General features: G+C 42.9%; 11 protein-coding genes. 4 read left to right on the top strand and 7 right to left on the bottom strand.

The genetic code is table 11. The features are described from left to right. The 5 genes from C6G87_RS07050 to C6G87_RS07030 form a co-directional block, all read right to left on the bottom strand. A partial coding sequence (locus C6G87_RS07050; protein ID WP_411697016.1) for a TSUP family transporter occupies positions 1 to 179 on the bottom strand: 179 nt, incomplete at its 3' end. A 77-nt stretch (positions 180 to 256) separates the two neighbouring features. Beyond that, a complete protein-coding gene (locus C6G87_RS07045; RefSeq protein ID WP_104752811.1) occupies positions 257 to 1,261 on the bottom strand; it encodes an alpha-2,3-sialyltransferase in 1,005 nt (334 codons plus the stop codon). Next, entirely contained in the window at positions 1,251 to 1,901 is a 651-nt protein-coding gene (locus C6G87_RS07040) for an acylneuraminate cytidylyltransferase family protein (RefSeq protein ID WP_104752810.1), read from the bottom strand. The genes C6G87_RS07045 and C6G87_RS07040 overlap by 11 nt, the downstream gene beginning before the upstream one ends. Beyond that, positions 1,886 to 3,103: a UDP-N-acetylglucosamine 2-epimerase gene (gene neuC / locus C6G87_RS07035; RefSeq protein WP_104752809.1), complete on the bottom strand. Its 1,218-nt coding sequence runs from the start codon at positions 3,101 to 3,103 to the stop codon at positions 1,886 to 1,888. The genes C6G87_RS07040 and neuC overlap by 16 nt, the downstream gene beginning before the upstream one ends. Then, positions 3,100 to 4,137, bottom strand: coding sequence for an N-acetylneuraminate synthase family protein (locus C6G87_RS07030; protein WP_104752808.1), 1,038 nt, complete (start codon positions 4,135 to 4,137; stop codon positions 3,100 to 3,102). The genes neuC and C6G87_RS07030 overlap by 4 nt, the downstream gene beginning before the upstream one ends. 641 nt (positions 4,138 to 4,778) lie before the next feature. Between C6G87_RS07030 and C6G87_RS07020 the strand changes: the two genes are divergently transcribed. The 4 genes from C6G87_RS07020 (at position 4,779) to C6G87_RS07005 (ending at position 9,415) form a co-directional block, all read left to right on the top strand. After that, positions 4,779 to 5,576: a tetratricopeptide repeat protein gene (locus tag C6G87_RS07020; protein WP_158653125.1), complete on the top strand. Its 798-nt coding sequence runs from the start codon at positions 4,779 to 4,781 to the stop codon at positions 5,574 to 5,576. 102 nt (positions 5,577 to 5,678) lie between these two features. Continuing rightward, positions 5,679 to 7,013, top strand: coding sequence for a sodium-dependent transporter (locus C6G87_RS07015; protein ID WP_104752805.1), 1,335 nt, complete (start codon positions 5,679 to 5,681; stop codon positions 7,011 to 7,013). 1 nt (position 7,014) lies between these two features. Beyond that, positions 7,015 to 8,349 (top strand): sodium-dependent transporter, encoded by a 1,335-nt coding sequence (locus C6G87_RS07010; protein WP_104752804.1) that lies wholly within the window; start codon positions 7,015 to 7,017, stop codon positions 8,347 to 8,349. A 61-nt stretch (positions 8,350 to 8,410) separates the two neighbouring features. Further along, positions 8,411 to 9,415 carry a phospholipase A gene (locus C6G87_RS07005; RefSeq protein WP_382262303.1) on the top strand — a complete coding sequence of 335 codons (1,005 nt, stop codon included), beginning with the start codon at positions 8,411 to 8,413 and terminating at the stop codon, positions 9,413 to 9,415. Here C6G87_RS07005 and C6G87_RS07000 read toward each other — a convergent pair. Then, positions 9,405 to 10,352, bottom strand: coding sequence for a D-2-hydroxyacid dehydrogenase (locus tag C6G87_RS07000; RefSeq protein WP_104752803.1), 948 nt, complete (start codon positions 10,350 to 10,352; stop codon positions 9,405 to 9,407). The genes C6G87_RS07005 and C6G87_RS07000 overlap by 11 nt on opposite strands. A 64-nt stretch (positions 10,353 to 10,416) precedes the next feature. Continuing rightward, entirely contained in the window at positions 10,417 to 11,715 is a 1,299-nt protein-coding gene (locus C6G87_RS09155; protein WP_104752802.1) for a methyl-accepting chemotaxis protein, read from the bottom strand. Positions 11,716 to 11,854 lie beyond the last annotated feature (139 nt).

Below are 11,854 nucleotides of genomic sequence, written 5' to 3'. Positions count from 1 at the left end.
ACATAAACCCCCGTGCGCACATCCAAAAGCCCCTTTTTAAAATTAGCTAGACTGCCCACTACAGACGAACAAGCCATTTGCAAAATGGAGATCCCCACCGCGCTATCATACGAGTGCCCAAGCACCAACATAGTAGGCACGATCACCATCCCCCCCCCAATGCCAAAAAAACCAGACATCACCCCCGTAACTCCCCCTAACAACAAAAACAGAGCTAAAGACAATGCTTCCAAAACCTTCCTTTTTGGTAGAAAGTTTAGCGTTTTTTAAAGCTGAGTGATTTAAGGCACTTCCATAACGCTGCACGATCTCTCGTGTTTTTCAGCAGATTAAAAAGCCCCTTTGATAGTTTGTAGGTATCTAAAAAAAACTGCAAAATGCCGTTATCGGTTGTGATTCCATAGGATGCCAGCAGTTGTATAAGTAATCTTCTATATTCTATTTGCTTCACCTGAGATCCTTGTGCTATCTCAAGCTGTGATAATTTCTCCATAATATCCATATCGACCATGTTTTCGTGCTCAAAGGATTTTGTAGCCCCCAATTCTAAACGCGTTATCTCCTCTTGAGAAAGCGCATTCTTGTGAGGACTGAGGGGTAAAATTGTGGCAAGAGGGCTATTTGGCACTAAAGTATAGAGATCGGCGCATTGCTTAGCAAGTTGAATGCCTTGCATGTCTATTTCCTCACTATGAGCTTCCCATGTAGGCAATATTTTAGAGGGATAAAAATAACTTTCACTTTTATAAAAATCAATTCCTACTAAGTAGATTTCTGTATATCCTAAGATAATGGCTATGATAGGCATCAATACACCAGTGGTGTACCACTTATCATAAAAGTTTACATTTAGAGCATGAGGTTGAAAAAAGAATTCTGAATTTTCTAGTAAATGGTAAGTAGAACGAATACCCACATAATGCCTGTCCAAATATTGCTGGGAGTCTATTAGATCAAAATTGTTATAGTGCACCTCAAATTTTTGATATTTGCGGTAGGTATTGCAGTAAAACCGATGAATTTGATAAGCTTGTTGGTGTATCAGTTTTTTGGTTATGTTCATTTGCAGGTTAAACACAGAAGGATTATAAAACACCCCCTGGATATGCCTACCCAAGTAGTACTTATCTTCTAGATAAAATTGGTTACAACGAAAGACTTCAAATTCAGGAGGAAAGAGGCTATAATCAAGCTCTTTAATGCTAGGACCATTGCCTGCAATAATGAGAGGTTTCTTTTTAGGGCTCGAATCAATACCCATCAAAATCCTTTGCATGATCTATATCCAGCGCATGGCTAGGGTCCATCACATAGCCAATTGGACTATCATTAAAGCTTGTCTGAGCACTTAGTGTAGCCACGCAATGGATGTAAATCGCTCCATTGACCTTATAATAAGGCACTAAGTCTTGACGGCGTATGGTGCTACTCATGGGTAAGAGCGGAGTTAGGCGGTGGTGGTGCAGAGTGCGCATCAAGAGAGGATGATCATCTAAAACATGTACGCTAGCTAAAGGCAGACACCCCTGTTCTAAAAAAAGTGCATAAGCAGCCTGGATGTCCTGAGCATCTCTTAGAGGAGAAGTGGGTTGTAAGATCACCACATGCTCAAAATCTACACGATAGCGTTCTAGCGCCTCTAGGACTCCAAAGAGGGTAGGTGCAGTGTCGCTAGAATTGATTTTGGAACGCAAAAAGGGCACACTCGCGCCGTACTGGATTGCAATCTTCTGATATTGGGGGCTATCCGTGCTGACCAACACTTCGCTAAAAATACCCGCCTGCAAGGCGCTTAAAATCGTGTGTGCCATTAAAGGCAACCCCTTAAAGGGGCGGATATTTTTATCTTTAACTCCCTTACTCCCACTGCGTGCGGGGATATAGGCTAGGACTTTTGACACAGAGTTTCCATAGGCGCAAAGTATTTTTGCGTGGGGGTGTCAAACAGACTAGGTGTTAGGCTTTGCAAAAATCTCTGCACACTCCTACCCTCGCCAAAATGATAACTCTTCACAAGATGGGGCTTAAGATTGCGCGCTTTTTGGATTGCTGCAGCGATCGCATGAGCCTCTTCTTCTACATTGATAATATGATGTGCATAGCTTCTATTGGTTTGTCGTGTGCCTATGTTGATACATGGTACTCCATAAACACCTGCCTCTCTGATCCCACAACTCGAATTGCCCACGATGAACTGGGCGTGTTTTAAAAGAGTTAAGAAGTATTCAAATTTCATGCTTGGAAAACTCACAAAATGCGCATGATCTTTCAAAGTTTGCAGGGCGTTTAAAATGATCTCTGATCCTAAGTCATTATTAGGGTAAATCATCACAAAATTTTGCGAGGTGGGACGCGTTTGTTCTATCGCCAATTTCAAGCCTTCTAAGACTTCGTAAATATGTTTAGGAAGGTCTAAAATTTCACTTGTTACTGGGTGGTAAATGCAAATAGCGTATTCTCCTTTAAATTTCTGAAGTTGGTAGTAATGCTGATTGACTTCTTCTAGGCTGGGCAGTTTCCCTAACATCACATCAATATCACTAGAACCAATCACAAAAATATTTTCCGCCCTTTCACCCATTTGTAGCAACAAATCTCTAGCCCCCTCATGGCACACATAGTGCAGATGCGCTAATTTAGAGATGCTGTGGCGAATACTCTCATCCAAAGTTCCACTCAGCTCTCCACCCTCCACATGCGCGCTTAAAATATGATTAAAACTTCCTACAATGCTACATGCTAAACTCTCTAGCCTGTCGCCATGCACAACAATTAGATCCGGCTGTTCCAAATGCACATAGTGCGAGAATTGTATAATTGTCTGTGCCAAATCCAAATCCATTGACACATGGGCTTCTTGGGATAAGGGGGGGGGGGTAGACATGCCTGCCAAAAAGACATGGCTAAAGCCATCTTTAAAGATTTCTTGATAGGTGCTTCCATATTTTTCCAACAGATGCATGCCACAGACAAAAATTCGATAAGTAACCTGACCAGATAGACAATGCGACCCGCCCTGCTCTAGTTCTTTGATCGCGTTAATCAGAGGCTTGAGTTTACCATAGTCCGCCCGACTATTGGTTACAAAAACGACTTTTTTCACAGCTCTAACATGTCTAGGGTGATATGCGTGTCTTTAGCAATATCTAATTTCGCTACCTTCCCTAAAGTTTTTTCATAATCCTTAGCTGGAATGCCCACCACACCCGGGCGTTTTACCCAAGTGTTGCGATCGCTGAGAACCTCTCCTTTTTTAATCTCTGCAGTAGCTACCATTGTAGCAAAAGCAAAATCGCGCGTAACCTGCTCTTCTGCAATAGCGACTTTACTCCCTCCACGCATCAGGAAAATCTCGCGCGCGCTTAGAACCAAGTCCTGCGCTTCTTGAGTGTCCATTGAACACGAAATATCTGGACCTTCGCGATCTTTTGTATCGCTGAAATGGCGTTCCACTAAGCTAGCTCCTAGTGCGATGGCGCATTTGCAAGCGTTATTGTTGCGTGTATGATCGCTTAAGCCCACTGGCACGCCCGGGAAAACCTCAGCAAGTTCTACCATCGCCTGTAAACGCACCAAGTGAAAGGGGGTGGGGTAAAGATTGGTGGTGTGTAAAAGTGCGTAGGGTACTTGATTACCCAAAACATGCACACTTTCTTGCACCGCTTTTAAGTCATGCATACCCGTAGAGATAATCATAGGTTTCTTAAATGTAGCGATATGCTTAAGTAAGGGGTGATTATTCATCTCGCCCGATCCGATCTTAAAACCCACCACACCTATATCTTCTAAAAAGTTTGCCGCCGCACGGCTAAAGGGAGTGGAAAGAAAGATCATCCCGAGTTTTTCCACATACTCTTTTAATTCGCGCTCATCCCTGGGGGAGAGAGCACACTTTTTCATGATAGAGTAAATATCTTGAGAGCTATTGCCCGGCCTGATCGTTTTAGCTAGAGAGCTCATCTCGTCGTCGATAATATGAGTTTGGTGTTTGAGAACTTCAATTCCCGCACGCCTAGCCGCATCAGCCATCAATTTGGCCACCTCTAAACTTCCTCCATGGTTAATGCCCATCTCTGCCACCACCAAAGGGGGGTGCTCGATACCAATTTCGCGTGTGCCTAGCATAAATTTGTTCATAGATCGATTGTAATGTAATTTGTCTTCAACCATGATGAAAAAACAACTCAACACAAGTTGGGAGTGCTAATTCCTGTGATTCCCAGCGCTGAATATTATTGCCGTTACATCTGCACACCGGCGAGTTTTGATAATTCCTCCGAGATTGAGATTTAAAAATAGATCTTTGTAGCCAAGTATGCCAAGATGATCCCTATGTCTTTGTAAACTCTTTTGATTGCTTTTTCAATGTTTTGCAAGTCTTGGCATTTTGGCACTTTTGATTGGGTAAGGTTGCCATGTTGGCTTTGGCGAATTGACACACTCTCACAATCAAAGTTGGGGGATTTTTGCATTAACAAGGTTTGCCCACTCCTCAAAGAGCTAATGCCCCAAGACTCTATGGCAGGCGTTATAATACAAAACGCCTTACACTCATAGCTAAAGACTTAGTGGACCTTACGGCGTAAGTGGTAATATACTCTACAGGTTTTATAATCTAGCTAGGTTTTTGGACAAATTGAAGTTGAACGCTTCTAAAATATTAGAAAGAAGACAAGATGGTAAACCTGATTAAGCTTGTATTTAAAGTAGCGCTTGCCAGTATATACTGCCTAGTTAGTATCGATGCGATTACTCCAAAGACCTTTAAAGTTACAAATATGAAAGATTCTGAAACTTACTTTGACATGGGTTTTATGTACCACAGCGGTAATGGGGCTAGCAAAGATTATAAAAAGGCTATAGAGTATTATCAAAAGGCCGCAAGTATGGGAAATGCCAATGCATTTTACAACTTAGGATTGATATATCTTTATGGAGAAGGTGTTTCTGAGGATCACCACAAAGCCTTAGAATACTTCCACAGGGCTGCTGATTTAGGGCTTCCAGCTGCCTACAATAATTTAGGAGTGATGTATGAATGGGGTAGAGGAGTTACAAGGAATTATCAAAAGGCGATAAAATATTACAAGAAGAGTACTGACATGGGGTATGCGCAGGCTTATAGCAATTTAGGAGTTATGTATTATATGGGTAAGGGGGTTGCTAGAGATTATGCGAAAGCCTTAGAATATTATCAAAAAGCGGCAGATTTAGGAGTTGCATCCGCTTATTTAAACTTAGGGGTGGCATATGAAGAGGGCTTTGGTGTGGCTAAGGATTATAAAAAAGCTATAGCATATTATAAAAGAGCGGCTGGCATGGGTGTTGCTGAAGCTTACGGGTTTTTAGGAGATTTGTATCACAAGGGGTTGGGTGTGGCTAAGGATTATAAAAAAGCTTTTGAGTATTATCAAAAGGCAGCTGGCATGGGAAATGCTATCGCCTATTATAACTTGGCAACCATGTATAAGAATGCTTTAGGTGTTCCCAAAAATCTTCAAAAAGCTTTACAATATTCTAAAAAGGCTTGTAAGATGGGCTATAAAAAGGCTTGTACTGGTTTAAGGGGGCAGTAGACCGCTTGCTTCCAAAGCTAAAAAAATGCGTACATAAAGTAATTCTTAATTCTTAATGCGCTAGGATATGACTTTTTTTATTCCAACAGAAAGGAGCCTTAAGTGAACAACTTCTCCAAGTTAGGCTTTATTTTAGCCGCTTTAGGGAGTTCCATAGGATTAGGACACATTTGGCGTTTTCCCTACATGGCCGGCACAAGCGGTGGGGGTGGCTTTGTAATTCTATTCTTGATCCTCTCGCTCACAATAGGGCTCACCATGTTGATCGCTGAAATGGTGATTGGGCAAAGCACACAAAAGGATGTTGCTTGTGCGTTTGCAGAGTTAGACCCGCATCCTGAACGCAAGACTTGGCGTTATGCAGGGTTGATGCTCTTCACTGGACCTATCATCTTAACTTTTTATGGCATTGTGTTGGGATGGGTGTTTTACTATCTTGTCATGGTGAGCTTTAACCTTCCCACAGATGTTAAGGCATCTGAACAAATTCTCACAACTCTATTAGGGCATTCAGTGGGAACACAGGTTATAGGACTTGGGGCCACGCTTTTTCTCACGGCTTGGGTGGTTTCTAGGGGTGTAAAGGATGGGATTGAAAAGCTTAATTTCGTTTTGATGCCCTTGCTATTTATCATCTTTATAGGCTTGCTGATCTACGCTTCTACGCAGGATTCGTTTAAAAAAGCGGTAGATTTCATGTTTGGTATCCGCTTAGCTGAATTTAATAAAAAGGTGTTTGTAAGCGCGTTGGGGCAGGTTTTCTTTGCCTTGAGCTTGGGTATAGGGATCAATATCGCTTACGCCTCTTCCACACACTACAAGCAAGATCTGCTTAAAAGCGCAATTTGGGTAGTCTTGCCCGGCATTGTGATCTCCTTGATTGCCGGGTTAATGATCTTTACCTTCGTCTTTGAGTACGGGGCTAATCCTTCTCAGGGTGCGGGATTGATCTTTGTTTCCTTGCCTGTGGTGTTTTCCAAGATGGGTGCGATGGGGAGTGTGGTTTCTGTCTTGTTTTTATGTGCATTGGCTTTTGCAGGTATCACTTCTACCATCGCTCTTTTAGAGCCCCCAGTGCAGTATTTGGTAGATAAAAATTACTCGCGTTTCAAGGCAACATGGGTGCTTACGGGAGCAATCTTTGCAGTGGGTGTTGTGCTCATCTTATCTTTGAATGCTAAGTATGGGGCATACTTAACCTTTTTCAACAAGAATCTCTTTGACTTGACAGACTTCTTTTCAACATCGATTTTGATGCCTTTTTGGGGGTTGGTGTCTGTGATCTTTGTGGGTTGGGTGGTGAGCAAAACTAAGCTTTATGCGGTGAGTTTGCACTTTTTGACCAGGTTTATGTTTTTAATATGGTTGTTCTTGCTCAAATTCATCGCCCCTCTAGTGATTTTGGTGATTTGGATTGTAAAAATTTCAGAGAGCTAGAATGGGCTTCTCTAAACTAGGTTTTATTTTAGCTACTTTAGGAAGCTCCATTGGACTGGGGCATATTTGGCGTTTCCCCTATATGGCAGGGAGCAATGGCGGAGGGGCGTTTGTCTTGCTTTATTTGGGGCTTACTCTCACGCTAGGAGTTGCCATGCTTTTGGTGGACATGGTGATAGGCAACTTAGGGCGTAAAGATGTTGTTTCTTGTTACGAGCATCTTAACACTGAGCACAAAAAACTTTGGTCTTGGAGTGCGCTTTTACTCCTAGGTGGTCCTATCATCATGTCTTTTTATGCGGTGGTTTTGGGCTGGATTCTTTATTACCTACTTAAAGTAAGTTTTGATTTACCTTCCTCTTTAGAAGTGGCACAAAAAACCTTTAGCACTTTGAGCTCGAGCGATTTGCCTTGGCAGGTGGCAGGCTTTAGCCTTTGGCTATGGCTCACAGTGTGGATCGTCTCTAAAGGGATTAAGGAAGGGATTGAACGCCTTAGCTTGTGGCTTATGCCCTTGTTATTCTTGGTCTTTATTGGCTTACTCTTCTATGCTATGACTTTGCCTAGCTTCTCCAAAGCACTGGCATACATGTTCAGCTTTGATGCAAGTAAGATTACCTTTAAGGTGCTTTTAGAGGCTTTGGGGCAGATGTTCTTTTCTTTGAGTTTAGGAGTGGGTACGATCACCACCTACGCCGCTTTCACGCGCTCTAATGAAAATCTCTTGGGGAGTTCGCTATGGGTTGTCTTGCCCGGTATTGGAATTTCTCTAGTGGCTGGTTTGATGATCTTTACCTTCATTTTCAATTTTCATGGTGAGCCCTCACAGGGCGTGGGGTTAGTCTTTATCTCCCTACCCTTGATTTTTCATAGCATGGGCACAACGGGGTCTCTCATCGCCTTTTTGTTCTTTTTAGCCTTGATCTTTGCTGGGATCACTTCTACAGTCTCCTTGATCGAGCCTGCGATCCTCTATTTGGTACACCGCCTCAAGTGGAGTCGTTTTAAAGCTTCTTATTTGGTAGGCTTGGGCATTTATCTCTTGGGTTTGCTCGTCATCCTTTCTATCCATAAAGATTACTCTAAAGCCTTAACTTTCTTCCACAAAAGCGTTTTTGACTGGGCGGATTTTCTAACTTCTTCAGTCATCATGCCTATAGGAGGGTTGTTTTCTCTTGTGTTTCTAGGCTGGTTTATGCACAAAAAGCGTATTTACAAGGCTAGCGCGCGTTTTTTAAGCCGCCCTGCATTTGTCATGTGGTTTTTTAGTGTGCGCTTCATTGCACCTGTAGTTGTGCTATCTATCCTCATTTTGCCATTTTTCAAAAGTGCGTAATGTTGTTTTAATCCTCAGTAGCTGTCTCTTTTGCTTAAAGAGTGCTGGGATTCAAGGGAAATTGAGCAGTTCGCAACTTAAGAATACCGGCTACACCACAGGTACACCCTATGATAATTTTTACAAGCCGGATTTTTATAGTCTCAAGAATAGTTGGGAAATCGCTCCCAAAAAACCCAAAAAATCCCACCCCTTTGTAGAATTTGTCAAAAAATATTTGGAATTGATGGAACATAATGGCACTTATTTTATGCCTTACTACCATAGCTTCACCCCGATTTACCAATGGTATTATCCCGATATTAACCGCTACCAAAATACAGAATTTAAATTTCAGATCAGTTTCAGAGCACCCGTTTTTAGACATTTTCTCTTCACTACAGGTACACTTTACTTAGCCTACACCCAAACAAACTGGTTTCAAATCTATAATAATCCCCAAAGTGCACCCATGCGCATGGTTAACTACATGCCTGAACTTATTTATGTCTACCCGCTCAATCTTCCCATTTGGCATGGAAAATTGGGAACACTTAGCGAGTTTTGGATTGGTTGGCAACATATTTCCAATGGGATTGGTGGACGACAATGCTATCAAGCCTACAAGGATGGCAATGCGCAAGGGGCGTTTCCGGGGCGACCTGTGCGCGTTGTTGAATATAATGGACACAAAGAAATTGAAGGAGGGTGTCGCTCAGTAAGCGCGGGGCAACGTCCCGTTTTTCGTCTAGTGTGGCAAAAGGGGGGACTAAAAGTCAATGTGGGCTATTGGCCCTACATCCCCTATAACCAATCCAACCCCGATTTGATCGATTACATGGGGTATGGTAATGCTAAAGTAGAATACAGGCGCGGACGGCATCATTTTGAAATGCGCCTTTATGATATCTTCACTCCCTATTGGAAATTTAAACGCTGGCATGGCGCGGTGCGTTTGGCTTATACCTTCCGAATCAACCCTTTCGTGGGCTTTTACATGCAGTACTTCAATGGTTACGGAGACGGGCTTTATGAGTACAATGTCTTCTCAAACCGCTTTGGGATAGGGATCCGACTTAGCCCTTAAGTGTCTCGAGATACCCTTTTACATTCTCAATCGTGCCTGCAACGAGCTTTTTAATCGTGTCGCCATAGCCCCAAGCAATATGAGGCGTGAGCAATAGGCGAGACTGAATACTGGGGTCTAAAAAGGGATGGTCAGCGCGCATGGGCTCCTGTTCAAAGACATCTGTGCCATAATAAAAATGTTGCTCTTTAAGCGCGTGCGCCACTGCTTCTTCATTGACAATCCCCCCACGTCCCACATTGATTAAAATCGCCCCCTCTTTCAAAAGAGATAAATTCTTGGCATTAATGAGATTGTAGGTATGATCGTTGAGCGGAGCATGGATACTGATTACATCGCTAGTGCTCAGCAAAGCCTCTAGAGGTTTGTGCGGGTAAGTGCTATCATGGGGGTGTCCACCGGTAGAAGTGTAGCTTACATGCGCCCCGAAGCCTAGCGCACTTTTTGCCACGCTTTTACCAATCTTGCCCAAGCCAATGATGCCCCAATTCTTGTTTTCTAAGGCGCACAGATCCTTGTTAAAGTGGGTAAAAATTTGACTTCCGCAATATTCTCCACTCTTGCAGTAGCGATCATAATAGGGCATGTTGGAAAGGAGAGTAAACACGAGCGCGAAAGTGTGTATGGTAACGCTATGGGTAGAATACCCTTCCACATTTTTAATAATAATACCCAGTTCGCGTGCACAAGCATGATCGATGATATTAGTGCCTGTGGCAGTAACACAGATAAGCCTGAGTTTTGGTAACTGTCTAAGCATGGAAGCATCTAAGTTAACCTTATTGAGAATAACAATCTCAGCATCCTTACAACGCTCTACCACTAATTCTTTTGGCGTGTTCGCATAGGAAATCAAATCTACAAACTCTTCTAGGGGGGCAAGTTTATTAGTGCGCCCTAAAGAATCCCCCTCTAACATCACTGCCTTGATTCTCATGGAATCTCCTTTGTTCTAGTATCGCTCGGCGCAGGCTATCACAAAAGTAGCAATATAAAACAAACTATGCCCCAACTTCCATTCTCTGGGCTACTTTATCGCTAGCCTCTTTGATTTTATCCATCAAAGTTTTGCTTTCTTGCGACAACTCCACGGTTTTATCCGAAGCCTCCATGCCAGCCGTGATATGCCCCACCACTTGAGAAGTGATCTCACGAATCGAGCCGATGATCGCCCCAATTTCTGTAACAGATTTGCCTGTACGTTCGGCAAGTTTGCGCACTTCATCCGCCACTACCGCAAAGCCCCGTCCGTGTTCACCCGCACGCGCCGCTTCGATCGCCGCGTTCAAGGCTAGCAAGTTAATTTGATCGGCAATGTCTTTAATGGTTTGGGTGATTGAGGAAATAGATTCAGATTGTGAAGAAAGACTATTGACCAAGTCCGTGCTGTTGCGCATGGTGTCTGCTACACTTTGGATGTTAGCAAGGGTCTTTTCTACCATTGCACTCCCCTCGCTGGTGAGCTGTTGGTTTTCTTTGATAAGATCTAAAGTCATGGCAAGCTTATCTTTTGTGCTATCCTCTTTGCTTGTAACATCATGGGCGATTTTGATAATCTTATAAACTTTGCCCTGATCGTCAAAAACGGGATTGTAAGTGGCTTCTAGATAGACCTTTTTTCCGCTTTTGGTAACACGCTCAAAGGTACTTTTAATAAACTGCCCTTGACGCAATTTATCCTGATTTGCTTTATAGCTAGGTCTTTTAGTGTATTCCGGATCGCAAAAGATCGCATGGTACTTGCCCTTGATCTCACTCATGGTATAACCCATGAGCTTCAAAAAGTTATCATTTGCCTTAAGAACATTGAGCTGAGTGTCAAACTCGATCACAGCCATAGAGCGATCCACAGCGTTATAGACCGCTTTTAAGTCGTTGTACTCTAGAACCCGGGGGGTTACATCGGAGGCAAACTTTAAAATTTTATAGAGCTTGCCCTGTGCATCCACCACGGGGGTGTAACTGGCCTCTAAGAAGACAATCTTGCCCCCCTTAGCAAAGCGCTTAAAAGTACCACATCGATGTTGTCCTGACTTTAGGGTCGCCCAATCATTGTGATACTCGGGAGTCCTAACATGCTCAGGGTCACAAAATAACGCGTGGGGCTTGCCCTTAATTTCGTCTAAAGAATAGCCCATAAGGTTTAAGAAATTTTCATTGGCACTGATCACCTTGTGATCTAGATCAAATTCTACCATAGCGACGGATTTATCGATTGCCTCATGAACAGCCTTTAATTCGTGGTGTTCTTCAGCCACACGCTGTGTGTGTTCATCGTTCTTTTTTCTGTTAAAAAACATCTAGCCTCCTTAGCTAATAGTAAGTCTCATTCTATTACTTTAGAATAAATAGAAGCTTTCGACCTCTCAATTCTATTGAGAGTCTGTTAACCTTATTATAATTAAAGTGTGGATAATAAAAAAGATAGTCCCCGACCCC

The organism is Helicobacter baculiformis (assembly GCF_900197685.1).
Taxonomy (GTDB): Bacteria; Campylobacterota; Campylobacteria; order Campylobacterales; family Helicobacteraceae; genus Helicobacter; species Helicobacter baculiformis.
The sequence above is the reverse complement of the archived record's forward strand: the minus strand, read 5'-3'. Positions and strand labels throughout refer to the sequence as shown.

Bases quoted from the DNA above. Each gene is read 5' to 3' on its own strand.
- C6G87_RS07000 (WP_104752803.1), bottom strand. From the start codon at position 10,352: ATGAGAATCAAGGCAGTGATGTTAGAGGGGGATTCTTTAGGGCGCACT.
- C6G87_RS07010 (WP_104752804.1), top strand. From the start codon at position 7,015: ATGGGCTTCTCTAAACTAGGTTTTATTTTAGCTACTTTAGGAAGCTCC.
- C6G87_RS07045 (WP_104752811.1), bottom strand. From the start codon at position 1,261: ATGGGTATTGATTCGAGCCCTAAAAAGAAACCTCTCATTATTGCAGGC.
- C6G87_RS07020 (WP_158653125.1), top strand. From the start codon at position 4,779: ATGAAAGATTCTGAAACTTACTTTGACATGGGTTTTATGTACCACAGC.
- C6G87_RS07030 (WP_104752808.1), bottom strand. From the start codon at position 4,137: ATGAACAAATTTATGCTAGGCACACGCGAAATTGGTATCGAGCACCCC.
- C6G87_RS09155 (WP_104752802.1), bottom strand. From the start codon at position 11,715: ATGTTTTTTAACAGAAAAAAGAACGATGAACACACACAGCGTGTGGCT.